The sequence below is a fragment of the Arthrobacter sp. SPT-J7 genome, assembly GCF_059089965.1.
Map to the genome: position 1 here is coordinate 161,542 of NZ_JBNHFF010000001.1, position 25,683 is coordinate 187,224.

Below are 25,683 nucleotides of genomic sequence, written 5' to 3' on the forward strand. Positions count from 1 at the left end.
GCCCGGGGCGCGGGCGCGCTGTAACGCCCGCCACGAGAGCTTCCTCACATATCCAAGGCATGTGGCGAAAAGTGGGGTCGCGCAAGTCATATAGTTGATGGCTCAACGAACCTACCGAACGTTCAGTTACACCAGTGGCCGCCCGCGGCGGCCGCGCCAGGAACAAGTGAGGCCACGCAATGGATATTAAGGCCCGCATCGAAGCGGCTCCCATGAAGCGAACGCAGATGGGCGTCATCGCCATCTGCATGGCGCTCTACATGATCGACGGTTTCGACGTCCTGGTGATGGCGTTCAGCGCCAACGCGGTGATGGAGGACTGGGGCCTGAGCGCCAGCCAGCTGGGCGTGTTGCTGAGCTCCGCGCTGATCGGCATGGCGATCGGCTCCATCTTCGTCTCCAGCGTCGCGGACATCATCGGCCGGCAGAAGACCCTGGCGATCGGCGCCGCCGTCGTCGCCGTGGGAATGCTGGTCTCGGCCTTCGCGCCCGGCTATGGCGTGCTGGTGGTGCTGCGCTTCATCACCGGCCTGGCCGTGGGCACCCTGCAGGCGACCGCCAACGTGCTGGCCTCCGAGTTCTCCAACGCCAAGCGCCGTTCCACCGCGCTGGCCCTGGTCAGCATCGGGCAGCCGATCGGCGGTGTGTTGGGCGGCATGGCCACCGGCGCCCTGATCTCCGCGTTCGGCTGGCGCTCCGCTTTCCTGTTCGGTGCCGTCATCACCCTGACCATGATCCCGTTCATCCTGAAGGCCGTCCCGGAGTCGGTCGACTTCCTGCTGGTGCGCCGCCCGGAGAATGCCCTGCAGCGCATCAACAAGGTGCTGCGCCGGATCGAGCAGCCGGTGATCGCCGAGTTGCCCGCCCTGCCCGAGGCCCCGGCCAAGAAGAAGTCCCGCTTTGCGGACGTGCTGACCGGCGTCAACGCCCGCCGCACCATCCTGATTTCGCTGGCGTACTTCATCCTGATGGCCAGCTTCTACTTCGCCAACTCCTGGACCCCCAAGCTGGTCACCGCCAGCGGCTTCAGCCAGCAGGACGGCATTACCGCCGGAGTGCTCTTCAGCGTCGGCGCGATCATCGGTGCCGTCGTGCTGGGCGCCTTCGGCGCGCGCTTCCCGATGCGCAAGGTCCTCGCGGTGTTCTTCGTGATCGGCGGTTTGACTTTCGGCGCGTTCTCGCTCTCCACCGGCTCGCTGGCCGGCGCGCTGTTCGCCGCCGCCCTGGTCGGCTTCGGCTCCAACGCCCCGATCGCCGGGATGCTGGCCATCAGCCCCACCTACTACACCTCCGACGTGCGCGGCACGGCGCTGGGCCTGGTCATCGGCATGGGCCGCGTCGGCGCCATCGCTTCGCCGATCATCGCCGGCGCGCTGATGGACGGCGGCTGGCAGCCCACCGACCTGTACTTCCTGTTCATCATCCCGATGCTGATCGGCGCCGTGGTGATCTCGATGCTGGGCAAACCGGTACTGGCATCGGTCGCCCCCACGGGCGAAGCGGCCCGCGAGCAGGAACCGGCCGGCAAGCACTAGCGGCCGGTTAGCCCAAAAGAACCCCCTCACGACGGCGGGGCTCGGCACAGTGCCGAGTCCCGCCGTCGTCGTTCCACCCTTGCCATCCCCGCGGCGGTTCCGGGATGATGCCTAGGCGCGGTGCTTTAGCGCCTAAGCCGAAAGGGACGCCGATGCTGCAGGCATTGGGCTGGGGCCTGCTTGCTGGCTCCTCCTACTTTCTGGGCGGATTGCTTGCCCTGCGGTGGCGGGTCAACAGCGTGCTGCTCGGTGTCCTGACGGGATTCGGTGCCGGCGCCCTGTTGTCGGCGGTCGCCTACAAGCTGATCGACGAGGCCGGCAAGCTGGCCGGCGGGAGCGGGTTCGTCGGAGCGGGGCTGCTCGGCGGGGCGGTGGCGACGTCCTGGGTGGTGACCGGGGCGAGCCGGGGCGTGCGGCTGTCCTCGCCGCCTCTGCACGAGCCCCGCTTCCTGGTGATCGGGCTGTCCGTGGTCGCCGAATCCATTGTCATTGCCGGCGGCCTAGTCAGCGGTTACGGGCTCAGTGCCGCCGTACTGGCCGCGGTCTTCCTCTGCGGCGTTCCTGAGGCAATGGCCGACACCGGCCCGCTGCGCACCTACGGTCTGACCTCCCGCCACGTGATGTCCGCCTGGCTAACCATGACGTTGCTGTGCGGCGTATCCGTGGCCGCGTTTACGCTGCTGCTCGGGGTTGTTCCGCCCGAAGCGGTTGCCTTCGTGCTCGCCTTTGCCGGCGGCGGCGTCCTGACGAACGTGACGGTCCGCATGGTGCCGGAGGGGATCCGGGACGCCGGGGCAGCCACCGGCATCGCCATCTCTGTAGGTTTCGGCCTGTCGTTCACCCTCGTGGAGATCCTCGGCAAGCACTGAGCCCGCCGTCTGGAGGGGCTGGTGCGATGCCGCGGCGGGGGAGCAGACTGGAACCAGCCAGCAGCTACGACCCCGGAGGCCCGACATGTGCCGGAATATCCGTCAGCTCCACAATTTCGAACCCGCAGCGACGAATGCCGAAATCGAGGCCGCGGCGCTGCAGTACGTGCGCAAGGTCAGCGGCAGCAACAAGCCGTCGAAGGCCAACGAGGAAGCGTTCAACCAGGCGGTGCACGACATCGCGCACATCACCGCGCACCTGCTCGACGACCTGGTGACGGCGGCACCGCCGAAGAACCGCGAGGAAGAAGCAGCCAAGGCCCGTGCCCGCGCCGCCGAGCGCTACGGCACAGCCGTCTAGGTCCGCCGCCCGGCCGTTTACCGGCCGAAGCGGCGCAGCCGCAGCGAATTGGCCACTACCAGCACCGAACTGGCGGCCATTGCGGCGCCGGCGATCATCGGGTTGAGCAGGCCGAAGGCCGCCACCGGAATGCCCAGCGTGTTGTAGGCGAAGGCCCAGAACAGGTTGGACTTGATGGTGGAGAGCGTCTGGCGGCTCAACTCGATGGACTGCACCACCTGGATGAGGTCGCTGCCCATCACGGTTAGGTCCGCGGCCTCGATGGCCACATCGGTCCCGGCGCCCATGGCGATGCCGAGATCGGCCTGGGCCAGCGCGGCCGCGTCGTTGACGCCGTCGCCCACCATTGCCACGGTCTTGCCTTGCTCCTGCAACCGCTTGATCGCGGCCACCTTTTCTTCGGGCAGCACATCGGCGAAGACGTCCTGGGGCGCGATGCCGACTTCAGCCGCCACTTCCGCGGCGACGGCGGCGTTGTCGCCGGTGAGCAGGATGGGGTGCAGGCCCAGCTCCTTGAACCGGGCGATCGCCGTGGCGGAGTTCTCCTTGACGGTGTCCTGCAGATTGACGATGCCGACGACCGCTCCGTCGACGGCGACCCACACGGCGGTGGACCCGGCCTGCTGCTGCTCCAGCAGGACGCGCCGGTGGCCGTCGGAGAGGGCAATGCCGTTCTCGTCCATCCAGTTGTTGCGTCCGACCACCACGGTGCCGGTGCGGCCGGCTGCTTCCGTGATGGTGCCGCGGACCCCGCCGCCGGCCGTGCTGTGGAAGTCCGACAGGGCCGGCAGGGCAGCAGCCTCTTGGCCGAGGGACGCAGCCGAGGCACCCGCCGGAGCGGCCAGTCGCGCCGCTGTTTCCCGGGCCGCCTCCACGATGGCCAGCGCAATCGGGTGTTCGGAGCCCGCCTCGACGGCCCCGGCCAGCAGCAGGACATCGTCTTCGCTGCGGTCCGCCAGGGCCACCACACCCTCGACGGCCTGCTGACCGGTGGTCACCGTGCCCGTCTTGTCCAGCACGATCGTATCCACGTGCCGCGTGTCCTCGAGGATCTGCGGGCCCTTGATCAGGATGCCCAGCTGCGAAGCCCGGCCGGTGCCGGTAAGCAGGGCAGTGGGGGTGGCCAGTCCCAGCGCGCACGGGCAGGCAATGACCAGCACCGTCACCGCTGCGGTGAACGCCGCTTGGAGGTCGCCGGTGAAGACCATCCAGAGGATGAACGTGACGACGGCGATGACCAGCACCACCGGGACAAAGACAGAACTGATCCGGTCGGCCAGCCGGGCAATCGGAGCCTTGCCGGCCTGCGCCTGGCTGACCAGCCGGCCCATTTGCGCCAGCGTGGTGTCCGAACCGACCCGGGTGGCGCGAACCAGCAGGCGGCCGGACGTGTTGATGGTGGCGCCGGTGACGGCGTCGTCCACATCCACTTCAACCGGCACGGATTCACCGGTGAGCAGCGACGTGTCGACGGCGGAGTGACCGTCGACCACATAGCCGTCGGTGGGGATCTTTTCGCCCGGCCGGACCACAATGATGTCGCCCGGGACCAGGTCGGCGGCCGGGACCTTGGCCTCGACGTCGTTGCGCAGGACGGTGGCTTCCTTGGCGCCCAAGTCCAGCAGCGACTTCAGCGCATCGCCAGCCCTCTGCTTGGCATTGGCTTCCAGATACCGCCCCAGCAGCAGGAAGGTGACCACGACGACGGCGACCTCGAAGTACAGTGCGTGCTCGGACATGCTGCCGCCCACATGTTCGGTCAGCATCGGATCCATGACCAGCTGCCAGGCGGAGAAGAAGAACGCGGCCAGCACGCCGAGGGACACCAGCGTGTCCATGGTGGAGGCGAAATGCCGGGCGTTGACCGCGGCGGCGCGGTGGAACGGCCAGGCTGCCCAGAACACCACCGGGATGCTGAGCGCGAACGCCACCCAGCCCCAGTGCGGGAACTGCGCGCCTGGGATCATCGAAATGATGAAGACCGGGATGGTCAGGATGGCCGCCGTCCAGAGGCGCGGCCGGAGCTGGTCGGCGGTACCGCCGTGCGCCATGTGGTCCTCATGGTTCGCGTGCTCGCCGTGATCGCCGTGGTCGGCGGTGTCGCTGTTCCCGCCGGCTTCGCCATGAGCGGCGTGTTCGTGCCCGCCATGGTCCGCGTTAGGTCCGGCGTGCGCCTTGGCGGTGGAAACGCCGGCATGCGGTTGCTGCTTTATCCGCGCCTTGTAGCCGGTGGCGTTGACCGTATCCAGCAGTTGCTGGTCGGTGACACCGTGCGGGACGTTGACCACTGCGGATTCCAACGGCAGGTTCACGCTCGCCTCGACTCCTTCGATCTTGCCGAGTTTGCGCTCCACGCGGTTCACGCACGAGGCACAGGTCATGCCTTCGATCGCCAGTTCTACGGTCCTGGCCGGAGCCGGGCCGACTGCAGAGTCCTGGGTAGCGGGATGGGAGGCCATTGGTGGTCATCTCGATTCTCGGTGGGCGGCCCTTTGGCCGCTGCGGAAGATCAGGGGTGGGCGCGAAGAGGTGGGCGGACAACGGCGGGAGGCGCCGCCGTCGTGCGCGTTAAGCGTTGTTGGCGACGACGGTGTACCCGGCTTCGGCGACTGCTTCGCCGATCTGTGCCGGATCAAGTTGCGCTGTGGAGCTGACGGTGGCGACGGAAATCCCGCCCTTGTTCAGCCGGACACTGACGTTCTGGACGCCGTCGAGGGCCTTGAGTTCCTCGGTGACCGCGTCCACGCAGTGGCCGCAGGTCATGCCGTCGATGCTGATGGTGGTGGTGCTCATGAAAAGTCTCCTCGAGATGGGGTGGGGGAGGGCGGCGTCAGCGCAGCAGCCGGCCGATGGCGTCCGAGGCTTCCTTGACCTTGTCCTGGACGATCTGGGGATCGCCACTCAGCTCGGATTCCTTGGCCGCGCCGACCACACAGTGCGCAATATGGTCTTCGAGCAGTCCAACACTCACCGCATGCAGGGCCTTGTTGACTGCGGCCACCTGGGTGAGGATGTCGATGCAGTACTTGTCCTCTTCAACCATGCGGGCGATGCCGCGGACCTGGCCTTCAACGCGCTTCAGCCGGCGCAGGTAGGCGTCTTTGTCCGAGGTGTAGGCGTGACCGATGTGCTCGTCGACGGGAGTGCCGGCAAGTTCGGTGTCGGTTGGCAGGGCTGCGTGGCTCATGACTTCCTCGTTCCGTTGGCTACACCACCAAAGTATACCCCCTAGGGGTATGGCGCAAGGGTTTGTGGCGGATGTCATGGCGCGACGGCGGGAAGGGGGCGCATAAATGACGGCGGGGCGGCCTTCGGGGGTGGGGTGCGCCGGCGGGCGGGGGTGCGGGACGCGCTGCCTGGCGTAGGTGCCGGGCAGCCTTTTTACTGGTGCTGCGGCGCCCGCAGCATCCGGAAGGCCAGCCACGCGGACGCCACCATCAGTGCGGCGGCCAATCCGGCGGTGACGGTAACCCCGCTGTCGAAGGCGTGCACCGCGGAGTCCAGCAAGGCGGCGGCGGTGCGTTCCGGCAACTGATCCGCGACGGTGATGGCACCGCCCAAGGTCTCGCCGGCGGCGTGCTGCTGTTCCGCGGTCAGACCGGAAGGCAGGTCGATGTTCTGCCGGTAGGCGCCGACAAGGATGCTGCCGAGCACGGCGGTGCCGAAGACGGAACCGACCTCGTAGGCGGTCTCCGACACCGCGGAGGCGGCACCGGCCTTGGCCGCCGGGACGCTGGACAGGATCAGGTCGTTCGATAGCGTTTCGGAAGCGCCGACACCGGCGCCGAGCAGCCCGAACGCGGCCATCAGGGTCACAGCCGACGCGTCCGGAGTGGAGGCCGCCAGCCAGTACGCCGCTGCGGACAGCAGCAGGGCCACGGAAACCACCAGGTGCGGGGCAATCCGGCGCACCAGCGGCACCGCGAGCAGTCCGGCGGCGATGGTCACCAGCAGGCCGGGCAGCAGCACCAAGCCGGCCTGCAACGGACCGAGTCCGAGGACCAGCTGGAGGTGCTGGGAGACGAAGTACAGGAAGCCGACCACGGAGAAGACGGCCAGAAGGTTGACCAGCACGGCGCCGGTGAACGGGCGGTAGTGGAACAGCCGGACGTCCAGCATGGGCTTCGGGCGGCGCAGCTGGCGGCGGACAAACAGCCAGCCGGACAGGATGCCGACGGCGGCGGCCGCGGCGATGGTGGCCGTATCGCCACCGGATGCCAGTTGCTTGATCGCGTAGACCACCGGAAGCAGTGCGGTGATCGACAGCAGGATGCTGGGTGCGTCCACCGGACCCGGGTCGGGGTCGCGCGACTCCGGCACAAACAGCGGCGTCAGCACCAGCATCGGCAGCAGCATGGGAACCGCAAGCAGGAACACCGAACCCCACCAGAAGTGCTCCAGCAGCACGCCGCCCAGCAGCGGGCCGAGCGCCGCGCCGGCGGAAAAGCCGGCGGCCCAGATGGCCACCGCCAAGCGCCGCTGGGTCCGCTCGACGAAGATATTCCGGATTAGGGACAGCGTGGCGGGCATCAGCATCGCTCCGAAGATGCCTAGCCCGGCACGCGCGGCCACCAGCAGTTCCGCGCTGGGCGAGAAGGCGGCCAAAGCGGAGAGCGCAGCGAAGCCGGCGGCGCCGATGATCAGCATCCGGCGTCGGCCGAACCTGTCGCCCAGACTGCCCATCGCCACCAGCAGGCCGGCGAGCACCAGCGGGTAAATGTCGATGATCCACAAGAGCGTGGTGCCGCTGGTGCTGAAGGCAAGCGAAATGGCCGGCACGGCAAAGCTCAAGACGGTGTTGTCGACGGCGACCAGCAGGACCGGCAGCATCAAGACAGCCAGTGCGGTCCATTCCTTGCGGCCGGCGCGCTGGGTGACGGTAAGCATGATGGATCTCTCGGAAAAGTTTTGGGTGATGCTTTTACTGTACCGTCTGGACGGTTTACTAGCAAAGCGGCGGCTTCCGTCCCTGGTGGAGGGCTGCGTCCTAGGATGGGTGGATGGCCAGTGCGAAAGACCGGATCCTCGACAGCTTCGAAAACATCCTGATCAAAGAGGGCGAGCGAGCCGCCACCATGGATGCCGTCGCGGCGGCCGCCGGAGTGTCCAAAGGCGGGCTGCTCTACCACTTCCCTTCCAAGGAGGCGATGGTCGAGGGTCTCTGCGACCGGCTGGCGGAGTTGACCACCGCGGACGCGGAACGGATCAGCAGTGCACCGGAAGGCGCGGCCCGCTACTACGTGCGCACCTCCAATTACGTTGACTCGCCCTTGGACCGGGCGATCGTTGCCGTGGCCCGGCTGGTCCAGCAGGGCCACCCAGCTGCCGCCCGGACCTTCGCGCAGATCCAGGAACTCTGGCTGGACACCCTGGAGGTGGCGTTGGGGAGCCGGCCGGTGGCGCAGGCGGTGAAGCTGATCGGCGACGGACTGTATTACAGCGCGACGTTCTTTTCGGCGGATGCGCAGCAGAACCAATTGGCCGACGGTGAGATGGAAGCCTTGCTGGAACAGGTCGACGCGTTGGTGGGCCGGAGCTGATCCGTGCCTTACGTTTAGGCTTCGCCGGTTTCGTGCGAAAGGATGAATCGTATAATCACGCACCGCACCGCACCGCACGATGAGAGGAAATCATGTCCACCCCTAACGGCCCCGGGGAATATCCCGAACCCACAACGTCCGGACTGCCGCCGGCGCCGCAGGCCAGCTACCCGGCCTACCCGCAACAGGGTCCAGGTCAGCAGCCGTATCCACAGCAGAACGCCCCGTACGGCTACCCGGGGCAGCCCATCCCCGGACAGCCGGTGCCCGGCAAGACCATGGGAATCGTCGGCTTCGTCCTGTCGCTGCTGGGTCCGCTGACCGTGGCCGGTCTGATCGTCAGCATCATCGGCATGGTGCAGTCCAAGCGTGCCAACGCCAAGAATGGCTTCGCTCTGGCCGGCATCATCATCGGCGCGGTGGGGACCGTGCTGCTGATCCTGTTCACCATCATCACGATCGCGGGGGTCGCCTACATGATGGAAGTCTGTGGCGACCTCGGCCCCGGCACCCACTTCGAGGACGGCGTCACCTACACCTGCAGCTGACCTCCCCCAGCCCTTAACCAAGAGCCGGCGCGATCCCTAGGGGGCCGCGCCGGCTCTTGGTTTCGGGTCAGGCGCGCCCCTCACGTTCCGTTGACCACTCCGCCCACAAGGGCGCAGGGCATCATGAGCTGATGTGTCCTCCGCCGGGATTGATGGATGTCTGTTTGTCGCTGGTGGCAATAACGTGGTCGTACCCTGCTTGGAACGTTGGGTACTGCAGGGTTCCAAGCAGTGAGAGGAGCAGCGCGCCGCTGAGGACGGTTCCGCTGGCCGCCTCGGGCTCAATCCGCGGGGGTGGTTGGAGTCCCAACCGGTGCGCGATGTATGTGACGACCTCGCCCAGGGTGGCGGGAGCCTGGTCGACGGCGTGCAGGATGGATGGCGGATTCCCTACAAACAGCAGTGTTTGCAGGGTGCGGACCAGATCGGTCTCATGGATGCGGTTTGTGCGCTTCGCGTACTGGACCGGGGCGCCCTCGATGACTTTCCTCAGAAGCATCTCCCGCCCCGGACCGTAAATCCCTGCCGGCCTGACAATATGGGCGTCGAAGAGCTCAGAGGCGAGCAGCTCCCCGTCACGAAGCGTCCTGCCCCGCGGAGTCACCGGGGCAGGTGCATCCGCTTCCGTCAGCGGCCGCTCGTCCGTTCTCCCTTCGAAGACCCGGGTGGAGGAGACGAAGACAACTCGTTGCGGCTTAGCCGGCAGTGCTGCGGCGAGGTTCCTGATTGCGGCGAGGTAACCTTCCGATCCATCCGAAGCCGCTTGAATATCGGGAGTGAGGGTGATCACCATCGCGTCCACTCTCGGCAATTCACGCCGGAGAGGTTCCCGGAGGTCAATAGCCAGGGCAGAGAAAGCGGCAGGAAGGGCTGCCGTGGAGCGGCGGAGCGCGAATACCTCCGACCCGGCATGTGCCAGGCGCTCGCCCAGGCGTGTGCCGACCTTGCCGCAGCCGGCGAGCAGGATCCGCACAGGCGCTTCTTGCGCTGTTCCGTATTTGTCGGGCATGTTCGGCAATCCAGACTCCTCCGCTCGCGGCATCCGAAGGACCCAATGGTTCCTTCGGGCCATCTAGGAGTATTCCCTCGCAGGCCACAGCAGTTCAACCTGCCATAAAGGTCCAGCTTTTTGGGCGAGAGGAGGGGTCGCCTCCAATGCGGCCTCATGGAACCGCTCGACGTCGAGTACCCGCGTACAGCGATGCAGTTGCCGCACACCTGGACGCGCAGTCAACGTGGCGCGAAGAAGTGGCCCCTTTTCAGGCCGGGAGTTGGCAATTCCTCCGAGAAAAGCCTTTTCAAGATTGCCGGCGGTGCAATAGGGTGTCACGCACGGTAGACACCGTAAGTAACCTTATTATTTCTGAGAGGTCAACATCATGAAGCCGCAGACTCTTCTCATAGCCCCTGCTGTCGCCTTAGGCGCGCTGGCTCTCGCGGCCGGGCCGGCCGCAGCCCAGGACGGCGTGTGGCAGGCAAACCTCGCACCTGCCAACAACAGCGGGACAGCCGGACAAGCCATGATCGAGATACATGGGCAGCAGGCAACGGTCAGCATGAACGTCTCGGGCGCCGCGGAAATCTGGATGAACGCGCCGTTCCCGCACGGCCAGCATATTCACATCGGCGGTCAAGGAGTATGCCCAGGCCCGGCCGCAGACGCCAACGGCGACGGCGTTGTCAGTTCGCCCGAGGGTGAGCCTTTTGCCGGTGCCGTCAGTACCTCGCTGACCGTCCAAGGGGACACCAGTCCGGCTTCAATGGTGGCAACCGACCGCTTCCCCGGCGGCGGCGCCTACACCTATGAACGGACCTTGACCCTGGATGCGGCAACAATACAGGCGATCCAGGCGGGAACCGCAACGGTGGAAGTCCACGGCGTAGACCCGAACAAGCTCCCTGCGGCTGCCCAGAATGAAATGAGTCCTGAAGCCCCGGGGTTGCCGCTGGCCGCCACACTCCCGGCAGCTTGCGGAACTCTGGTTGCTTCCCAGATAGCCGGGCCGATGCCTGGCCAAGCCCCTGACACGGGCATCGAAACCCCTGCGCAAACAGGTGAAAACGCAATACCCCTCGTCGCAGGTCTCGGAGTTCTGCTGGTCGCGGGCACGGCGGCGGCCGCCGTCAGCCGGCGCTCTGCTTCCAAGGGTTGATCGGCGTGAGGACGTCCAGGACAGGGGTGCCCTTATTCGCCGGGCTTGCCCTTGTCCTGGCCCTGAATGCGGCCTGCGCTGCCCCCTCCGATGTGCGGGCGGCCACACCCGCCGCGCCGTCGAGCGCCGCCGTCGAGCAGGCTCCCGGCCCGCGCCAAGGACACGAACCGGGGCACAGCCCCCAACAGGTTGACCATCGCGCAGCCACAGCCAAAACGCCTATCGGCGGCAGGTCACCCGTTTTGGAGAAGGCCAAACCTTCAGCGTTGAGCATTCCCCGGATTGGTCTTCGCAGCGACATCATTGGTCTGGCCCAGCGGGAGGATCACACCTTGGAGGTGCCGCCGGGAGAGCCGGGCTCCCCCGCAGGGTGGTACGTCAAATCGCCGACACCGGGGGAAAGGGGGCCGTCAATCCTGCTTGGGCATGTCAACGCTCTGGGCGGCGGCCCGGGCGTCTTCGCCAGGCTGCATGAACTGGTGCCCGGCGACGAAGTCAGAATCGAGCGTGACGATGGAACGACTGCCGTCTTCCGGCTGACGGCCATCAAACGCTATGCGAAAGACAGCTTCCCTGCCCTGCAGGTGTATGGGAATACCAAGCGGTCGGAGATCCGGCTCATCACCTGCGATGGGTATAACGGGCAGAACGGCAGGTTCGAAGACAACCTTGTTGCCTACGGAAAACTCGCCGTTGACGCCGCAGGCGCCGGGGAGAAGGGGTGACGCGCGCGAACCGGCATCGGGAATTTCGCCAGACAAGCTACGAGACATCATGCGGCAAGGAGTCAACAGTGACAGACAACCCCCAGACCCCTGAAGAAAGCATCGACAGCGATGACATCAAGGACATCCAGCAGGACGAGGGACTGACACCGGCAGATCGAATGGACCTCATCAGCAACGCCATTGACGAGGACGAGGCCTCGGACGCGACAGAAGACGAATCCGGAAACAACTAGAGGCGCACGGGAACCGCGGTTCCGGCGGCCATTCCGACGGCGGTAACGGTCTCCGCGCGGTTCACCAGCAGGAGGTCCGGGAGTACGAGCGTTCCTTGAAAAGCGAAGGGCGGATCCTTGACGCTGTTGCCGCTAGACAAAATCAGCTCCGTGGGTGCATGGCCGACCAAGCGTTCAGGGCATAATAAATCCGGCGCTGGTATACCAGCGCCGGGGCGAAGGATCCGCCGTCGAGCACCTGAAGAACTTGAGCGGCCAGAACAACACCGGTTCCGGCGGGCATCTGGTCTAGTGACTTGCACCGGAGCACTGCGCCGACTCCGCGGATGATCGGCTCGCCAGTCGGCGCGTTGTACCAGTCCATGTCGAACCCGAAGCGGTGCGAGCCGGGCCGTGCAAAAAGTTCCGCAAGCCGACGATTGGCGGTTGTGAGCAGGTGAACGGCAAGCGTCTCAGCCGCCAGCAGGGCGGCTCCGGATTCCGAGCCGCGGGCGATGGACACCGCGAGCACTGGAGGCTCCGCAGACACCGAAATCACCGAAGACGCGGTAATTCCTGCCGGCCCGTTCGGTCCCGAGGCGGTGACGATCGCTACTCCTGCGGGATGGGCGGAGAACGCGGCGCGGAATGCGTCGGAGAGGCCTGGAGGCTGAGCGCCCGGCCGCATGGGACCCATCCTGGCTCCTCTCCTGCGTCGGGACCTACGCTCGAAAGCACTACCGCCCATGCTAGGACCGCGGGACACGCCCCACCAGAGACCGCTTGTTGACGACGCCGCCCACCGCGATTCGCTGCAGCGTGCTTTCACAGCTCCCTGATGCCAGCCCCCGTGTCGGATTGGTCGCGGCCCATGCACGGTGCGTTCGGGGCCGCAAGTGCTGTCCCGGCAGCGTCGATGAACGGGCCGAATACCGTGGGGGGTACAGGCCCGGCTAGCTGGGCCGTTATGGCTACCTTTGCGGATACTTCCCGGTCGGCGGACCCGTGTGTCGCACGCGCGATCTCACTACACTGGGACGCATGGCCGAGCAGGAACCGGAAGGGTCCGACGCTGCTCCGGTTGACGGAAGCGGAACTGGTTTGCACGCGGACGCGGCTGTTGCTAACGCACCGGAAGCGGATGGCCAAGGCTCAAGTCTGGCCGATCCGGAAGCAGTCGACACGAGCTTGCGCAACCCTGCGCAGCGGTACCGCACGTTCATGGGCATTCTGGTTAACACGGCGTTAGCCAACATCACCACTAGTTACTTGTGGTTCGCCCTGACGTTTTGGGTATACCTGCAGACGCGCAACGTGATCGCCACCGGGGTGATCGGCGGGGCGTACATGCTGTTGATAGCGCTTTCCAGCGTCAGCTTCGGCACCTTCGTGGACCGCTACCGCAAGCTGGCAGTGATGCGCTTCGCCGCCGGATTCACGCTGGTGATGTTCCTGCTGGCCGGGGTCATGTTCCTGCTGACGCCCGCGGCGTCGCTGCTGGACCTGACCCGGCCATGGTTCTGGGTCTTCACCCTGATCATCCTGGCCGGCGCGGTGGTGGAAAACATGCGCAACATCGCCTTGTCCACCACGGTGACTATCCTGATCGAGCCGGACCGGCGGGCCAATGCCAACGGGTTGGTAGGCATGGTGCAGGGACTAATGTTCATCGTCACCTCGGTGCTCTCGGGCCTGTCGGTGGGGCTGCTCGGCATGGGCGGGACCATCGTCGTCGCCCTAGCGCTCACAGCACTGGCTTTTGCGCACCTGCTCACGCTGCGCATGCCGGAGGAGGTGCGCGCAGCCGCCACGGACGCACACGGGGGATTCGACCTGCGCGGCTCCATCGCGGCGGTGCTGGCCATCACCGGTCTGTTCGCGTTGATCGTGTTTTCCACCTTCAACAACTTCATCGGCGGCGTCTACATGGCGCTGATGGATCCCTACGGTCTGGAGATGTTCCCCGTGGAGCTATGGGGGACGTACTTCGCGCTCGGCGCCACCGGATTCATCGTGGGCGGCTGGCTTATCAGCAAGTTCGGGCTGGGGCGCAACCCTCTGCGCACCATGCTGATCGCGGTGATCGTGATGGGTGCCCTCGGCGCGGTGTTCACGTTGCGCGAGTGGGCGTGGCTGTACATCGCCGGGATCTGGCTCTACCTGGTCCTGGTGCCCTTTGTGGAGGCCGCCGAGCAGACGGTCATCCAGCAAGTGGTCCCGCTGCAGCGGCAGGGACGGGTGTTCGGTTTCGCCATGGCCTTTGAGTCGGCGGCAGCGCCGATCACCGCGTTCCTGATTGCGCCGATCGCGCAGGTGTGGATCATCCCGTACGCACGGTCGGAGGAGGGCGCCGCCCGGCTGGCCCCGCTGCTGGGCGAGGGCACGTCTCGGGGCATCGCCCTGGTCTTCTTGGCGGCCGGGATCATCATGATTGTGGCCGCACTGCTGGCGTTCCTGACTCCGGTGTACCGCCGGATCTCGGCGACCTACACGCGGTCGGCAGAGGTGCCGGGAACGCCGTAGACCGTACATGCCTCCCGGGGCATAAGTCGGTGGCAGGGCGGAGAACGCCGGGCAGCACGCGGCGGATCGAAGACCTGGCGCTGGGCACTAACCGTGCGTTTCGTCTTCCACTATCGCTGTGGCGATGCTGTCCGAATCTTCGAGCGCGGCCAGATACCGTTCGGCGTCCAACGCGGCGGAGCAGCCGGTGCCCGCGGCGGTGATGGCCTGCCGGTAGCGGTGGTCCACCGCATCGCCGCAGGCAAAAACGCCGCGGATGTTGGTGACGGTGGTGGGCGAGTCCACCTTGATGTAGCCGGCGTCGTCTAGCTCCACTTGTCCCTTGACCAGTTCGGTGCGCGGCAGGTGCCCGATCGCCACAAACAGGCCCGCGGCGGGCAGGTCACGGGTGGCACCGGATACGGTATCGGCCAGCGTGACGCCGGTGACTTTGGTGTCGCCGTGGATCGCGGTGATGGTGCTGTTCCACTCGAAGCGGATCTTGGGGTTGTCTTTGGCGCGTTGGGCCATGATCTTGGAGGCGCGGAGCGTGTCCCGGCGGACGACGACGGTGACCGACTTTCCGAAGCGCGTCAGGAAGAGCGCTTCCTCCATCGCCGAATCGCCGCCGCCGACCACGATGATGTCCTGCTCGCGGAAAAAGAAGCCGTCGCAGGTGGCGCACCATGACACCCCGTGCCCGGACAGCCGTTTCTCGTCTGGCAGCCCGAGTTCCTTATAGGCCGAGCCGGTGGCCAGGATGACCGATGGCGCCTGGTACTCGTCACCGCCCATGGTCGTCACGCTCTTCAGGTGGCCTGAGAGCTCAACGGAGGCAACGTCGTCGTACTCCACAGTGGCGCCGAATTTCTCCGCCTGCTTCTGGAGCAGATCCATCAGGCCCGGTCCCTGCACGCCATCGGGGAAGCCTGGGAAGTTCTCCACCTCCGTGGTGTTCATCAGCGCGCCGCCGGCGGTAACTGAGCCGGCCAGGACCCTTGGCGCCAGGCCGGCCCGCGCGGCGTAGATGGCCGCGGTGTAACCGGCCGGGCCGGAACCGACAATGATGACCTTCTCGGTTTTCATGCTGCGCTCCTCTGGCACGGGCAAGGTTCTACTGGATGTCCGGATGCAGGGCCGGCTGCAGCTCGGACATCAATTGCTGCACCCGGTGCTTGATGTCGTCGCGGACCGTGCGGACACCGTCGGGGTCACGGCCGGCGGGGTCGTCCACGTCCCAGTCTTCGTAGCGGCGGCCGGGAATCACCGGGCATTCGCTGCCGGAGCCCAAGGTCACCACCATCTGCGCGCTGTTGATGGACCCGACCGTCACTTCCTCCGGTTGCGCCGCGGACAGGTCGATGCCGTCCTCCGCCATGGCGTCAACCACCGCGGCGTCCAATCTGGCGGCGGGCCGGATTCCGGCCGAGCGGGCGTTGAGCGCACCGTCGGCGAGTTGGGTCAGATAGGCGGCGGCCATTTGGGAGCGGCCGGCGTCGCGCACGCCCACGAACAGGACAGTGGGACGGACGGCGCCCGTTGTTGCGGCAGTCATGGCGGCCCCTCGCGTCGATCGGCTCCCGGCCACCGCTGCCGGTGCCGGCTGCTTTCTTCACTGTGCCAGAAGTTCGGGCAGACCCATAGGGTCCGCCAGCGATAATGGCAGGCATGAAGTACAAAGCCGAGAAGCCCAGCGTCCTGTTCGTCTGCTCCAGCAACAGCGGAAAATCGCCGATGGCCGCCGGACTGATGGAAGCGGCCGCGGCCGGCGCGGTGGAAGTGAACTCCTGCGGCACCAAGCCAGGCGACAAGGTCAACCCGGAGTCCGCCGCCTCGCTGGCGGAACTGGGCATCGACATCTCCAGCCAAGTCCCGACGGCGGTGACCGAACAAGCGCAGCAAAGCGCCGACGTCGTGGTCATCCTGGGCAGCAACGCGCAGCTGGAGGAACTCCCCGGCACCCGTTACGAGCGGTGGGAAATCGACGAACCGAGCCTGCGCGGGATCCACGGCGAGGAGCGGATGCGCCTGGTCCGCGACCAGATTGCCGCCAAGGTGGGTGCGTTGCATCAGGAACTGACCGGCGCCTAGCCCGCGGCGCCTGGGCACGCCGGAAGTGCCGGTGCCCGACTAGTAACCCGGTCTGCGGCGGCGGAACTAGATGCCGGCCCCGGCGTCTGTTCCGGCCGCGTTCTCCTGCGCGCTACCCTGCAACGCCTCCGGCGACATGTGCATGATCTCCCAGACGTGGCCATCCGGATCCGCGATGGCTGCCCCGTACATCCCTGGCACCTCCTCTTCCGCCGGCCGGTAGACGGTGCCGCCGCCGGACTGCGCGTTGGCCAGAAACCGGTCCACTTCCTCCGTCGATTCGGCGCTGAGCGCTACCAGTACCTCCTTGGCATCCGAGCCCAGGTGCGGGGTGCCGTTGCGGAGGAACTTGCCGAAGAACTCCTGCGTCAGCAGCATCACCATGATGGTGTCGGAGATGACCAGTGAGGAGGCATCCGGGGAGGAAAAGTCAGGATTCAGCGTGTAGCCCAGTCCCTTGTAGAACTCGGTGGACCTTTTCAGATCGCTCACGGGAAGGTTGATGAAAACCATGCGTTCCATGGGTGGTCCTTCTCTAAAAATGGCCGCCGGTCCGGCGGGCGAGTGTTTGCGGACGCTGTCCACCTTGGCATTCCGGCCGGTTTCCGCCAATGGCTATCGGTGAAGGTAGCTGCAGCGGTGCCGCCCGACAGCCCTCGGGGCTGCCGTCCCTTGTCCGCCGCGCCCGGCCGACCTACGGTGGAAGTACCGGCGAGCAGAGGGATGCGTGAGAATGGCGGAATTGCGGATTGAACAGTGGTGGCTGAAGCTGCCGACGGGGCACAAGCAGTGGTTCCGGGAGAACCTGCGCGCCGACATCGTGGATCCAGATGCGGCCGCGGCGGTCTACGAGGCCGGCGGTCCGGACCTGAAGGATGCCACGCTGCCGGAAGAAGACTGGGAGTTCATCGAAACCCAGTCGGAGTTCGTTGACTGACAACCACAACCGATGAACGACGACGGCGGTTCACGGCTTCCGGCGGATCGGCCCTGGGCCGGGTAAGTTGGTGTGAAACGGCCCACGTGTGGCCGCTCGACAACGCGCGCGAAGGGGTGGCCCGATGGCCGGAATCATCATCGTAGGAGTAGACGGCAGCGAAACCGCCATGAAGGCGGCGCGCACGGCGGCGCAGCTCGCCGCGTCCATGGGCGCCGAGCTCCGGGTGGTCACTGCCCACGAATCCGATACGACCGAAGTGGTGGAGATCGGCAACGACAAGTGGTTCATCCACGAGTCGGAAAAGGCCGAAAAGGTTGCCCGCGACGTCGCCACGGAGCTGGGCGCGGAAGGGCTGCGGACCAGTTTCACCGCCGTGCACGGCAAGCCCCAGGACGCGCTGGTGGCAGAGGCCGAACGGGTCAACGCCCGCCTGATCGTGGTCGGCAACGTCGGCATGCAGGGGCTGGGCCGGGTGCTCGGCAGCGTGGCCAGCTCGGTCACGCACAAGGCAGCCTGCGACGTGTACATCGCCAAGACCGCGTAGCCGGCGCCGGGACGTGAGTGGACTGCAGGTTTCCGGCCGGGCACAAGTTCCGCCGTTTCAGGTGATGAACATCCTGGACCGGGTGGCACAGATGCGCGCAGCGGGCCGGGACGTGATTTCGCTGTGCGCCGGCGAGCCCTCGGGCGGGGCACCGCCCGCCGTATCGCAGCAGGCCGCCCAGATCCATGCCTCCGGCCAGGCGCTGACCTACACCAGTGCGCTGGGCATCCGCGAGCTGCGGACGGCAATCGCCGGGCACTATAGGCGCTGGTACGGACTGGACGTGGCGCCCGAGGAAGTGGCCGTGACCACAGGGTCATCCGGCGGGTTCCTGCTGGCGTTCCTGAGCGCGTTCAACCACGGGGACCGGGTGGCGCTGGCACGGCCCGGTTATCCGGCTTACCGCAACATCCTGCGCGCACTCGGCTGCGAGGTAGTCGAGATCGACTGCGGGCCGGAGGTCCGTTACCAGCCGACGCCGGAACTGCTGGATGCCGCGGCTGCCGCCCACGGGCCGCTGGCGGGACTGGTTCTGGCCTCGCCCGCCAACCCCACGGGCACCATGGTGTCGCGCAGCGAACTGGCTGCCCTCACCGCCTGGTGCGCCGATCATAGCGTCCGGCTGGTCAGCGACGAGATCTATCACGGCATCACCTATCCGGCCGACCCCGCGGTACCCGACGCCCGCGGAACCTGCGCCTGGGAACTGGATCGCACCGGCGTCGTTATTTCCTCCTTTTCCAAGTACTGGGGCATGACGGGGTGGCGGCTGGGCTGGGCGCTGATGCCCGCCGACCTCGCCCCGGCCATCGAAGCGCTCGCCGGCAATGTGGCGCTGTGCCCGCCGTCGCCGGCCCAGCTGGCGGCGCTGGCGGCGTTCAGCGAGGAGTCCTACGAGCAGGCTGATGCTGCGGTGGACGCCTTCGCCGAGGTACGCACAGTGCTGCTGCAGAACTTGGACCGGCTGCAGTGGGGCACGGCGGCACCGGCCGACGGCGCGTTCTATCTGTACGCCGACCTCGGGGACCAGCTGCGAGGCTTCGCGGATTCGGCCGGCTACTGCCGGGCGCTGCTGGAGGAAGAGGGCGTGGCACTGGTGCCGGGCGCCGATTTCGACGCCGTCAACGGCACCCGATCCGTCCGACTGTCCTTCGCCGCCGGTGCGGAAGCCGTGGCCGCAGCCGTGGAGCGGATCATCCGGTTCCAGGCGAACCGCGCGCCCAAGGGCTGACCACCCGATAAGGCTGACCGCCGGAAAGTCAGGCCGCCGGAAAGTCAGGCGGCCCGAAAGTCAGGCGGCCCGCTCCCAGGCCTCCATTGGTCCGTCGACCACGGTGAACAGGGGATGTGGCTCCGGGATGTACATCGGATCGTTGGTGATTCTGGGTTCCGTTCCGCCGGTCAAGACCAGCGCGTGTGCCGGATCCCGTATGGCTAGCTTGGCCATCAGGTGCTCGAATTCGTAGCGGAGCTGTCCCGTGGTGACCGGCAGGGGAGGGGCTAACGTGCCCGGCGCACACCCCGCGACCAGCTCGGGCTGCACCCGGATCAGGCCTGAATTGAACGTGTAGCCGCGGATCAGCGCCTCGGCTTCCACGCCGCAGAGGTAGGCGCCGATGGCAGCCATTGGGTCCGCGGTGGCACGGAAGCGCTGCAGCTGCGGGTGGTTCCGGTAGCCCTTGGTTTCGCCGGCGAGCACTTTCTGGGCCAGCAAGGTCTCCCGCCAGCAGGCCACCAGGCCTGTGCGGTCGAGCAGCCGGGGGTGCAGGCTCCAAATACGCATTGATCCAGAATAGGCACACCGGGCTCCCGGGCGGACCGCTGCGGAGCGGGGGACAGGCTGCGGTTGCGGTGGCCGTGAACGCCCATTCCGGAACGAAGGGAGAACTATATCCTGTCTGTGCGACAATGGATGGCAATGTCTTCGCAGATTTCTTCCCCCCAAAAAACTTCCGACCGGCCCCAGGTGCGCCCCGCCGCCGAGGGCTGGGACCAAGCCGTCACCACCGAGGGCCGGCCGCTGCTGCAGTTCAAGTCGCCGCGGGTCAAGCAGCCGCCGGTACATCTGGCGGACATGACCCTGGCCGAGCGGCAGGACAAGATGAAAGAGCTGGGGCTGCCGGCGTTCCGCGCCAAGCAGCTCTCCACGCACTACTTCCAGCACTACACCACCGATCCCGAGCGGATGAGCGACCTGCCCAAGGAGCGCCGTGCGGAGTTGGTTGAGACCTTCTTCCCCACCCTGCTGACCGAGGTCAAGCGGCTGAAGACGGACAACGGCGACACGATCAAGTTCCTCTGGCGGCTCTTCGACGGCTCGCTGGTCGAGTCGGTGCTGATGCGCTACCCCGGCCGGATCACGCTCTGCGTTTCCAGCCAGTGCGGTTGCGGCATGAACTGCCCGTTCTGTGCCACCGGCCAGGCAGGTCTGACCCGCAACATGTCCACCGCGGAGATTTTGGACCAGATTGTCCAGGCCAACCGCGTGATCGCCGAGGGCGGTCTGGGCGGCAAGCGCAAGGACGCCGGGCACGACGCCGAGCGCGTCACCAACATCGTGTTCATGGGCATGGGCGAGCCGCTGGCCAACTACAAGCGCGTGATGAACGCCGTGCACCGGATGGTGTACGAGGCGCCCGAGGGCCTGGGCATGAGCGCCCGCGGCATCACTGTCTCCACCGTCGGCCTGGTCCCGGCGATCAAAAAGCTCGCGGATGAGAACCTCCCCTTCACCTTCGCGCTCAGCCTGCACGCCCCCGACGACGAGCTGCGCGACGAGCTGATCCCGGTGAATTCCCGCTGGAAGGTGGACGAGGCCCTCGACGCCGCGTACGGCTACTACCAGCAGACCGGCCGCCGCGTGTCCATCGAGTACGCGCTGATCAAGGACATGAACGACCACGCCTGGCGGGCCGACCTGTTGGCCAAGAAGCTCAATAAGCGCGGCCGCGGCTGGGTGCACGTCAACCCGATCCCGCTGAACCCGACGCCTGGTTCCATCTGGACCTCGTCCGATCCGGCCGTTACCCGCGAGTTCGTGGCGCGGTTGAACGACGCCGGCATCCCCACCACGCTGCGCGACACCCGCGGCAAGGAGATCGACGGCGCCTGCGGCCAGCTCGCGGCAGCGGAGTAACCTCCGGCGTCCCAGCGGTGGTCGACCAAGCGAGCGCCTACCGGTGGTCGACCAAGCGAGCGCCAGCGAGCGCGTGGAGACCCGGGTGGAAATCGGTCGGCTGCGCGGCAGGTAAAGGGCGCCGGGAAGGGTCCGGCCTGCGAGATCCCCTTGGGGCATCCCGGCGACGCGGCTTTCTGCCGGTCTGCGGAAGCCCGGCCGACGGATCTGCGATACCTGCGGCACCCGCGTGCCACGACTCAACACTCGGCATCGACATGGTGCTGCTGCAGGAGCACCATGGGTCTCATGGGTGCGGCGGTGCTGGTGTGCGGCGGTGTTTTTGACGGCGTGTCCGAGGACCTCGGCGGCAGGGCCGAGATTCTGGTCGAAGACGGCCTGATTGTCGAAGTGGGACCCTCGGTCAGTCGCCCAGAGGGTGCTGAAGTGCTCGACTTGACCGGGCACACTGTCAGTCCGGGGTTCATCGACACCCATGTGCACCTGACGATGGACGCCGCCACCTTGGCCGGGCAGACGCTGGCGTCCACCGCCACCAAGGCACTGACCGGTCTGGGCCTTGCCCGAGACTATCTCGATTATGGCTTTACGACGCTGCGCGACCTGGGCACCATGGACCCAGAATTTCCGACCGTGGACCTGCGCAACGCACTCGCCGCCGGCGTCGTCCACGGTCCGCGGTTGGTGGTCGCCGGGCACGTCCTCAGTTCCACGGCCGGCCACGGTGACCTTAGCGGCTTCTACGCTTCCCGCTGGAACCTGCCGGTCTCCGCCGTCGCCGACGGGACCGACCGGACTCGGTGGCTCGTCCGGCGGGAGCATGCTTACGGGGCCGACTGGATCAAGACGGCCAACGCCGGCGGCTACTTCAGTGCCGGGGACGACCCCGCCCGCACCACCTGGTTCGACGACGAGATGGAGGCCGTCTGCTCCACGGCACGGCTGCTGGGACTCCCCGTCGCCGTGCATACCGGCGGGGCCGGGGCGTGCAAGCAGGCGATCCGCGCCGGCGCCCGCAGCCTCGAGCACGCCTACCTTATTGACGAGGAGTGCCTTGGGATGGCCGCCCAGGCTGGCGTGTATGTCGTACCGACGATGCAGATGACCCGGGAGGACTTGGCGCAGCTGCGCGCCGGCACGCTTCCGGAGCAGGCGGTCTGGAAGTTCAGCCGCGACAGCCAGCAGATTCTCGACTCACAGAAACTGGTGGCGGCCAGCGACGTTAGAGTCGCTTACGGCACCGACTGCGGCATGTTTCCCTTCGACCACGGCATCCTTGAGTTCCAGGCCATGGTGGACGCCGGGATCAGCACGCACCGTGCCCTCCGTGCTGCGACCTCCACCGCCGCGGAACTGCTGGGCCGGACCGACATCGGTGTGATCAAGCCCGGTGCCTGCGCCGACATCGTGGCCATGCCGGGTAACCCGCTAGAGGACATAACCGTCACGGCAGGGGTGGACTTCGTCATGCGGGCCGGCGTGATCCACCGCCGGCCCGGAGATGGCAGCAACCGCCGTCGCTGACGGTTTCCACCCGCTTGTATCTGGTCAGTATGCCCGCGAAAAGCTGGATCGGGCCGGGTGGGACGAGGTCAATCCCATGGGGGAACCGATGCCGGTTGCCACGGCGACGCATGCTAATCCTGGGGTGCCGAGGGGTGAAGATGTTGGCTGGGAACCCGGTCCCGGCTGTAAGTGATCTCGGTATAGCCGTGCGGCGCGGGCTTGCCGTCCTCATCGAGGTTAACGAACACGATTTTCTCGATGGTCAGGATGGACTGGCGGGTAAACATGTTGCGCACTTCGGCCCGCATGGTCAGCGAGGTCCGACCGAAATGCGTCGCCGTCAGGCCCATTTCGATCAGGTCTCCCTGCTGCGCGGAGCTGACGAAGTTGATTTCCGACATGTACTTGGTCACCGCCATGCCGTTGCCGAGCTGGACGATGGCGTAGATGGCCGCCTCTTCGTCGATCCAGCGCAGCAGGCTGCCGCCGAACAAGGTGCCGTTGGCATTAAGGTCTTCGGGCCGCACCCACTTGCGGGTGTGGAAGGTGATGTCGCCGTTCTCCATGTCACTGACAGTAGCCGACGTGCGCGTTGCGGCCCACGCCTGAGGTGGATGCCGTCCTCGGAGTCGTTGGGCCGCAGCACAGGCTATTCGTCAGCGCAGGTTACTCGTCGAGTTTCTCAACGTCGTCGGCCTTCTGAGGCACCAGCGGTATGGATTCGGTCGTCGGCGGCACCCGGGGCGTGAGCACGGAAGCGTAGTCGTGTTCGCTGGAGTAGTTGAGGAAGCCCAGGTGCGCCTCGTACCGGTCAAGCACATCGTTGATGACCTGTTGCTGGGTCAATCCCATCAGATCGTAGCCCTCGGTGCCCGTCTGGGTGAACACCTCCAGGCGATAGTAGGTGTCGATCTCCCGCGGCATGCTACGGCCGCCGAAGGTCGGCACCGGTGCCTCCACCGCTGCCACCTGGTAATGGAAGTTGCGGTGGTTGTCCATGTTCACTACCAGCGTGTACTCGTCGATCCTGGTTTCGGGGTTCGGAGTCGTCGTCAGCTCTGCCTCGTAGCCCAGGCTGGTGAACTCCTTGGCCACGTCCTGCAAGGCCGGCAGTACGGTACGTTCGGCGAACTGCGCCACAGCCTTGTTGGACGGGTAGGAACGCAACGTGGCCAGTCGTTGCCGCCAGGTCTTTTCCGGGACTTGGCCGCCGTGCGCAGCAGTCGAACGCCTGCGCCGCACCTGGCCCTCCCTCTCCGCACGCTCCATCCGGAGCACTTTGGAGAACGAGGCCATCACCAAGTACGCAATGATCGTGACCGGCAGGGCGAAGATCAAGGTGGCATGTTCCATCGTCGTCACGCCGCCGGCCACCAGCATGGCCACTGTGAGGATGGCGGTAACCAGCGCCCAGAAAATGCGCAGCCACTTGGCCCCGTCCATCGCCGGGTCGGGGATGGAGGAGGAGAAGTTAGACATCACCATTGCGCCGGAGTTGGCGCTGGTGAGATAGAACAGCAGGCCCGACAATGTGGCGAGCCCGATCAGGAACGGGGCGCCCGGGAACATCTCCAGCAGCGCGTACCAGCCATGCTCGGGGCTCTCGACGGCGAGCCGTGCGAACTCCTTGTTTCCGCCGAGCACCTCGCTCATGGCGCTGTTGCCGAAGATCGAGACGATGAAGAAGTCGCAGAGAACCGGAGCGGTGATGGCGGCGATGACGAACTCGCGCAACGTCCTGCCGCGCGAAATGCGTGCCAGGAAGAGTCCGACGAACGGCCCCCAGGCCAGCCAGAAGGCCCAGAAGAAGAGCGTCCAGCCCGCCATCCAGGATGATCCGTCCTCTTCGTAGGCCAGCGTCTGCAGGGTGCGCTCGGGCAGCGTGAAGACGAAGCGGCCGATGTTCTCCACCATGGCATTGAGCAGGAAGGACGTCTTGCCCGTGACCAGGATGTAGAGCATCATCGCTCCGGCGGCCCAGAGGTTGAGCTCGGAGATCCACCGGATCCCCTTGTCGACGCCGGAGGTACAGGCGGCGACCGTCATCACCACGGCGACCAGCACGAGGGCGATCTGCAGGGCCAGCCCCTCCGGCAGGCCGAACAGCCAGCTAAAGCCGACGTTGAGCAGGACGACGCCGATGCCCATGGACGTAGCCACGCCGAAGACTGTTCCGACCAAGGCGAAGATGTCGATGACGTCGCCGGTGGCCCCGCGCACCCGTTTGCCGAGCAGCGGATAGAGGGCAGCCCGGATGGACAGCGGCATGCCCCAGCGGTAGGCAAAGTAGCCCATGGCCATGCCGAGCAGGGCGTACATGGACCAGCCAGCCACCCCGTAGTGGAACATGGTCCAGACCACCGCGTCCTGGGCCGCTTCGGCGGATTCCGGAGTGGCGGTTGGCGGCGAGATGTACTGCGTGATCGGGCCGGTCACCGAGTAGAAGAGCATGTCGATGCCGACCCCGGCGGCAAAGAGCATGGCGACCCAGGTGAACAGGTTGTACTGCGGGCGCGAATGATCGGGCCCGAGCCGAACGCTGCCCTCTTTGCTGAGGGCAACCCAGAGGACGAAGAGGATGACCAACGTGACGGTCACAACGTAGAACCAGCCCAAATTGGTGGCGATCCAATTGACCGCCGTGAGCATGACTCCGGCCGCGCTGTCCGGGGCGACTATCGCCCAGATGGAGAACGCCAGCACGATCACCGAAGCAATGATGAACACGCGCCAATTGACCCGTGGGCCGCGATGCTCGGCCAGCTCGGTGGGTCCCTTGCTCAGTTCGGTGCTGGAAATCGGTGGGCGCCTGGCTTCGACCTCAGCGTCAACCGGTTTGCGTCGTTCCACCACACCAAAGCGGCTGCGTTCGACCAGCGGCTTCGGGGTCTCATGCTCCGGTGTGGACGCGTCTTCGGCCTTGGCCATCACGATCTCCTTCTATCACGGGGCCCTGGTGCGCGGCCCCGTAAGAGGCACGGTACTCGGACCTGGGCCGGTGCTCCAGACGCGCCGGAG

The 25,683-nt window shown here is 66.4% G+C and carries 28 protein-coding genes; 15 read left to right on the forward strand and 13 right to left on the reverse strand.

The window, feature by feature from the left end:
* The first annotated feature begins 212 nt into the window (after positions 1 to 212).
* From AC5RWX_RS00745 to AC5RWX_RS00755, 3 genes are all read left to right on the forward strand, one after another.
* Positions 213 to 1,535, forward strand: a complete 1,323-nt coding sequence (locus AC5RWX_RS00745; RefSeq protein ID WP_494096848.1) for an MFS transporter — start codon at positions 213 to 215, stop codon at positions 1,533 to 1,535.
* Positions 1,536 to 1,687: 152 nt separating this feature from the next.
* On the forward strand, positions 1,688 to 2,404 hold the full coding sequence (locus AC5RWX_RS00750; protein WP_493951516.1) for a ZIP family metal transporter: 717 nt from the start codon (positions 1,688 to 1,690) through the stop codon (positions 2,402 to 2,404).
* Positions 2,405 to 2,489: 85 nt separating this feature from the next.
* Complete coding sequence (locus AC5RWX_RS00755) at positions 2,490 to 2,765, forward strand: DUF2277 domain-containing protein (RefSeq protein WP_493951515.1); 276 nt, start codon at positions 2,490 to 2,492, stop codon at positions 2,763 to 2,765.
* Positions 2,766 to 2,782: 17 nt separating this feature from the next.
* On the opposite strand, the gene AC5RWX_RS00760 is transcribed toward AC5RWX_RS00755, so the two are convergent.
* The 4 genes from AC5RWX_RS00760 to AC5RWX_RS00775 form a co-directional block, all read right to left on the reverse strand.
* Complete coding sequence (locus AC5RWX_RS00760) at positions 2,783 to 5,224, reverse strand: heavy metal translocating P-type ATPase (RefSeq protein ID WP_494096849.1); 2,442 nt, start codon at positions 5,222 to 5,224, stop codon at positions 2,783 to 2,785.
* 109 nt (positions 5,225 to 5,333) lie between these two features.
* Complete coding sequence (locus tag AC5RWX_RS00765; protein WP_493942606.1) at positions 5,334 to 5,558, reverse strand: heavy-metal-associated domain-containing protein; 225 nt, start codon at positions 5,556 to 5,558, stop codon at positions 5,334 to 5,336.
* Positions 5,559 to 5,595: 37 nt separating this feature from the next.
* Positions 5,596 to 5,952, reverse strand: coding sequence for a metal-sensitive transcriptional regulator (locus tag AC5RWX_RS00770; RefSeq protein ID WP_493942607.1), 357 nt, complete (start codon positions 5,950 to 5,952; stop codon positions 5,596 to 5,598).
* Positions 5,953 to 6,146: 194 nt separating this feature from the next.
* Complete coding sequence (locus tag AC5RWX_RS00775) at positions 6,147 to 7,652, reverse strand: MFS transporter (protein WP_494096850.1); 1,506 nt, start codon at positions 7,650 to 7,652, stop codon at positions 6,147 to 6,149.
* 113 nt (positions 7,653 to 7,765) lie between these two features.
* Between AC5RWX_RS00775 and AC5RWX_RS00780 the strand changes: the two genes are divergently transcribed.
* Together AC5RWX_RS00780 and AC5RWX_RS00785 are read left to right on the forward strand one after the other, a co-directional pair.
* Complete coding sequence (locus AC5RWX_RS00780; RefSeq protein ID WP_494096851.1) at positions 7,766 to 8,305, forward strand: TetR/AcrR family transcriptional regulator; 540 nt, start codon at positions 7,766 to 7,768, stop codon at positions 8,303 to 8,305.
* Positions 8,306 to 8,397: 92 nt separating this feature from the next.
* Positions 8,398 to 8,853: a DUF4190 domain-containing protein gene (locus tag AC5RWX_RS00785; RefSeq protein WP_494096852.1), complete on the forward strand. Its 456-nt coding sequence runs from the start codon at positions 8,398 to 8,400 to the stop codon at positions 8,851 to 8,853.
* A 121-nt stretch (positions 8,854 to 8,974) separates the two neighbouring features.
* On the opposite strand, the gene AC5RWX_RS00790 is transcribed toward AC5RWX_RS00785, so the two are convergent.
* Positions 8,975 to 9,826 (reverse strand): sugar nucleotide-binding protein, encoded by an 852-nt coding sequence (locus AC5RWX_RS00790; RefSeq protein WP_494096853.1) that lies wholly within the window; start codon positions 9,824 to 9,826, stop codon positions 8,975 to 8,977.
* A 406-nt stretch (positions 9,827 to 10,232) separates the two neighbouring features.
* On the opposite strand from AC5RWX_RS00790, the gene AC5RWX_RS00795 reads away from it, so the two are divergent.
* The 3 genes from AC5RWX_RS00795 to AC5RWX_RS00805 all read left to right on the forward strand — a co-directional run bounded on the left by AC5RWX_RS00795 (position 10,233) and on the right by AC5RWX_RS00805 (position 11,967).
* Positions 10,233 to 11,006 carry a hypothetical protein gene (locus AC5RWX_RS00795; protein ID WP_494096854.1) on the forward strand — a complete coding sequence of 258 codons (774 nt, stop codon included), beginning with the start codon at positions 10,233 to 10,235 and terminating at the stop codon, positions 11,004 to 11,006.
* Positions 11,007 to 11,032: 26 nt separating this feature from the next.
* The gene (locus AC5RWX_RS00800) at positions 11,033 to 11,731 is read left to right on the forward strand and encodes a sortase domain-containing protein (protein WP_494096855.1); all 699 of its coding nucleotides are present in this window, start codon (positions 11,033 to 11,035) and stop codon (positions 11,729 to 11,731) included.
* Between the two features lie 68 nt (positions 11,732 to 11,799).
* On the forward strand, positions 11,800 to 11,967 hold the full coding sequence (locus AC5RWX_RS00805) for a hypothetical protein (RefSeq protein WP_493942322.1): 168 nt from the start codon (positions 11,800 to 11,802) through the stop codon (positions 11,965 to 11,967).
* Here the strand turns inward: AC5RWX_RS00805 and AC5RWX_RS00810 are convergent.
* Positions 11,964 to 12,107 (reverse strand): hypothetical protein, encoded by a 144-nt coding sequence (locus AC5RWX_RS00810; RefSeq protein WP_494096856.1) that lies wholly within the window; start codon positions 12,105 to 12,107, stop codon positions 11,964 to 11,966. The two genes, AC5RWX_RS00805 and AC5RWX_RS00810, sit on opposite strands and share 4 nt — an antisense overlap.
* A 2-nt stretch (positions 12,108 to 12,109) precedes the next feature.
* Complete coding sequence (locus AC5RWX_RS00815; RefSeq protein ID WP_494096857.1) at positions 12,110 to 12,634, reverse strand: flavin reductase family protein; 525 nt, start codon at positions 12,632 to 12,634, stop codon at positions 12,110 to 12,112.
* A 533-nt stretch (positions 12,635 to 13,167) separates the two neighbouring features.
* Between AC5RWX_RS00815 and AC5RWX_RS00820 the strand changes: the two genes are divergently transcribed.
* A complete protein-coding gene (locus tag AC5RWX_RS00820) occupies positions 13,168 to 14,469 on the forward strand; it encodes an MFS transporter (RefSeq protein ID WP_493944213.1) in 1,302 nt (433 codons plus the stop codon).
* Between the two features lie 87 nt (positions 14,470 to 14,556).
* On the opposite strand, the gene trxB is transcribed toward AC5RWX_RS00820, so the two are convergent.
* Both trxB and AC5RWX_RS00830 read right to left on the reverse strand, forming a co-directional pair.
* Positions 14,557 to 15,534, reverse strand: a complete 978-nt coding sequence (gene trxB / locus AC5RWX_RS00825) for a thioredoxin-disulfide reductase (protein ID WP_494096858.1) — start codon at positions 15,532 to 15,534, stop codon at positions 14,557 to 14,559.
* A 28-nt stretch (positions 15,535 to 15,562) separates the two neighbouring features.
* The gene (locus tag AC5RWX_RS00830; protein WP_494096859.1) at positions 15,563 to 16,003 is read right to left on the reverse strand and encodes an arsenate-mycothiol transferase ArsC; all 441 of its coding nucleotides are present in this window, start codon (positions 16,001 to 16,003) and stop codon (positions 15,563 to 15,565) included.
* 113 nt (positions 16,004 to 16,116) lie between these two features.
* Between AC5RWX_RS00830 and AC5RWX_RS00835 the strand changes: the two genes are divergently transcribed.
* Entirely contained in the window at positions 16,117 to 16,539 is a 423-nt protein-coding gene (locus tag AC5RWX_RS00835) for an arsenate-mycothiol transferase ArsC (RefSeq protein WP_494096860.1), read from the forward strand.
* A gap of 66 nt (positions 16,540 to 16,605) precedes the next feature.
* On the opposite strand, the gene AC5RWX_RS00840 is transcribed toward AC5RWX_RS00835, so the two are convergent.
* Positions 16,606 to 17,061, reverse strand: coding sequence for a VOC family protein (locus tag AC5RWX_RS00840; RefSeq protein WP_493942104.1), 456 nt, complete (start codon positions 17,059 to 17,061; stop codon positions 16,606 to 16,608).
* A gap of 211 nt (positions 17,062 to 17,272) precedes the next feature.
* Here AC5RWX_RS00840 and AC5RWX_RS00845 point away from each other — a divergent pair, with 211 nt between their 5' ends.
* From AC5RWX_RS00845 to AC5RWX_RS00855, 3 genes are all read left to right on the forward strand, one after another.
* Complete coding sequence (locus AC5RWX_RS00845) at positions 17,273 to 17,476, forward strand: hypothetical protein (protein ID WP_493942103.1); 204 nt, start codon at positions 17,273 to 17,275, stop codon at positions 17,474 to 17,476.
* A gap of 124 nt (positions 17,477 to 17,600) precedes the next feature.
* Entirely contained in the window at positions 17,601 to 18,023 is a 423-nt protein-coding gene (locus AC5RWX_RS00850; protein ID WP_493962695.1) for a universal stress protein, read from the forward strand.
* A 64-nt stretch (positions 18,024 to 18,087) separates the two neighbouring features.
* Complete coding sequence (locus AC5RWX_RS00855) at positions 18,088 to 19,254, forward strand: aminotransferase class I/II-fold pyridoxal phosphate-dependent enzyme (protein WP_494096861.1); 1,167 nt, start codon at positions 18,088 to 18,090, stop codon at positions 19,252 to 19,254.
* A 60-nt stretch (positions 19,255 to 19,314) separates the two neighbouring features.
* On the opposite strand, the gene AC5RWX_RS00860 is transcribed toward AC5RWX_RS00855, so the two are convergent.
* On the reverse strand, positions 19,315 to 19,806 hold the full coding sequence (locus tag AC5RWX_RS00860; RefSeq protein ID WP_494096862.1) for a pyrimidine dimer DNA glycosylase/endonuclease V: 492 nt from the start codon (positions 19,804 to 19,806) through the stop codon (positions 19,315 to 19,317).
* 135 nt (positions 19,807 to 19,941) lie between these two features.
* Between AC5RWX_RS00860 and rlmN the strand changes: the two genes are divergently transcribed.
* Both rlmN and AC5RWX_RS00870 read left to right on the forward strand, forming a co-directional pair.
* Positions 19,942 to 21,159, forward strand: coding sequence for a dual-specificity RNA methyltransferase RlmN (rlmN, locus tag AC5RWX_RS00865; protein ID WP_494096863.1), 1,218 nt, complete (start codon positions 19,942 to 19,944; stop codon positions 21,157 to 21,159).
* A 279-nt stretch (positions 21,160 to 21,438) separates the two neighbouring features.
* Positions 21,439 to 22,683 (forward strand): metal-dependent hydrolase family protein, encoded by a 1,245-nt coding sequence (locus tag AC5RWX_RS00870; protein WP_494096864.1) that lies wholly within the window; start codon positions 21,439 to 21,441, stop codon positions 22,681 to 22,683.
* A 113-nt stretch (positions 22,684 to 22,796) separates the two neighbouring features.
* Here the strand turns inward: AC5RWX_RS00870 and AC5RWX_RS00875 are convergent, their stop codons facing one another.
* Together AC5RWX_RS00875 and betT are read right to left on the reverse strand one after the other, a co-directional pair.
* A complete protein-coding gene (locus AC5RWX_RS00875) occupies positions 22,797 to 23,231 on the reverse strand; it encodes an acyl-CoA thioesterase (RefSeq protein ID WP_493942331.1) in 435 nt (144 codons plus the stop codon).
* Positions 23,232 to 23,331: 100 nt separating this feature from the next.
* Positions 23,332 to 25,593: a choline BCCT transporter BetT gene (betT, locus tag AC5RWX_RS00880; protein ID WP_494096865.1), complete on the reverse strand. Its 2,262-nt coding sequence runs from the start codon at positions 25,591 to 25,593 to the stop codon at positions 23,332 to 23,334.
* Positions 25,594 to 25,683 lie beyond the last annotated feature (90 nt).

What these genes read in the sequence shown, in the direction of transcription:
- AC5RWX_RS00785 (WP_494096852.1), top strand. Translation starts at nt 8,398, where the DNA reads ATGTCCACCCCTAACGGCCCCGGGGAATATCCCGAACCCACAACGTCC.
- AC5RWX_RS00830 (WP_494096859.1), bottom strand. Translation starts at nt 16,003, where the DNA reads ATGACTGCCGCAACAACGGGCGCCGTCCGTCCCACTGTCCTGTTCGTG.
- AC5RWX_RS00835 (WP_494096860.1), top strand. Translation starts at nt 16,117, where the DNA reads ATGAAGTACAAAGCCGAGAAGCCCAGCGTCCTGTTCGTCTGCTCCAGC.
- AC5RWX_RS00820 (WP_493944213.1), top strand. Translation starts at nt 13,168, where the DNA reads ATGGGCATTCTGGTTAACACGGCGTTAGCCAACATCACCACTAGTTAC.
- AC5RWX_RS00755 (WP_493951515.1), top strand. Translation starts at nt 2,490, where the DNA reads ATGTGCCGGAATATCCGTCAGCTCCACAATTTCGAACCCGCAGCGACG.
- AC5RWX_RS00795 (WP_494096854.1), top strand. Translation starts at nt 10,233, where the DNA reads ATGAAGCCGCAGACTCTTCTCATAGCCCCTGCTGTCGCCTTAGGCGCG.
- AC5RWX_RS00760 (WP_494096849.1), bottom strand. Translation starts at nt 5,224, where the DNA reads ATGGCCTCCCATCCCGCTACCCAGGACTCTGCAGTCGGCCCGGCTCCG.
- AC5RWX_RS00780 (WP_494096851.1), top strand. Translation starts at nt 7,766, where the DNA reads ATGGCCAGTGCGAAAGACCGGATCCTCGACAGCTTCGAAAACATCCTG.
- AC5RWX_RS00845 (WP_493942103.1), top strand. Translation starts at nt 17,273, where the DNA reads ATGGCGGAATTGCGGATTGAACAGTGGTGGCTGAAGCTGCCGACGGGG.
- AC5RWX_RS00770 (WP_493942607.1), bottom strand. Translation starts at nt 5,952, where the DNA reads ATGAGCCACGCAGCCCTGCCAACCGACACCGAACTTGCCGGCACTCCC.
- AC5RWX_RS00855 (WP_494096861.1), top strand. Translation starts at nt 18,088, where the DNA reads ATGAACATCCTGGACCGGGTGGCACAGATGCGCGCAGCGGGCCGGGAC.
- AC5RWX_RS00850 (WP_493962695.1), top strand. Translation starts at nt 17,601, where the DNA reads ATGGCCGGAATCATCATCGTAGGAGTAGACGGCAGCGAAACCGCCATG.
- AC5RWX_RS00870 (WP_494096864.1), top strand. Translation starts at nt 21,439, where the DNA reads ATGGGTCTCATGGGTGCGGCGGTGCTGGTGTGCGGCGGTGTTTTTGAC.
- AC5RWX_RS00815 (WP_494096857.1), bottom strand. Translation starts at nt 12,634, where the DNA reads ATGCGGCCGGGCGCTCAGCCTCCAGGCCTCTCCGACGCATTCCGCGCC.
- AC5RWX_RS00765 (WP_493942606.1), bottom strand. Translation starts at nt 5,558, where the DNA reads ATGAGCACCACCACCATCAGCATCGACGGCATGACCTGCGGCCACTGC.
- AC5RWX_RS00840 (WP_493942104.1), bottom strand. Translation starts at nt 17,061, where the DNA reads ATGGAACGCATGGTTTTCATCAACCTTCCCGTGAGCGATCTGAAAAGG.
- betT (WP_494096865.1), bottom strand. Translation starts at nt 25,593, where the DNA reads ATGGCCAAGGCCGAAGACGCGTCCACACCGGAGCATGAGACCCCGAAG.
- AC5RWX_RS00875 (WP_493942331.1), bottom strand. Translation starts at nt 23,231, where the DNA reads ATGGAGAACGGCGACATCACCTTCCACACCCGCAAGTGGGTGCGGCCC.
- AC5RWX_RS00745 (WP_494096848.1), top strand. Translation starts at nt 213, where the DNA reads ATGAAGCGAACGCAGATGGGCGTCATCGCCATCTGCATGGCGCTCTAC.
- AC5RWX_RS00775 (WP_494096850.1), bottom strand. Translation starts at nt 7,652, where the DNA reads ATGCTTACCGTCACCCAGCGCGCCGGCCGCAAGGAATGGACCGCACTG.
- rlmN (WP_494096863.1), top strand. Translation starts at nt 19,942, where the DNA reads ATGTCTTCGCAGATTTCTTCCCCCCAAAAAACTTCCGACCGGCCCCAG.
- AC5RWX_RS00750 (WP_493951516.1), top strand. Translation starts at nt 1,688, where the DNA reads ATGCTGCAGGCATTGGGCTGGGGCCTGCTTGCTGGCTCCTCCTACTTT.
- AC5RWX_RS00860 (WP_494096862.1), bottom strand. Translation starts at nt 19,806, where the DNA reads ATGCGTATTTGGAGCCTGCACCCCCGGCTGCTCGACCGCACAGGCCTG.
- trxB (WP_494096858.1), bottom strand. Translation starts at nt 15,534, where the DNA reads ATGAAAACCGAGAAGGTCATCATTGTCGGTTCCGGCCCGGCCGGTTAC.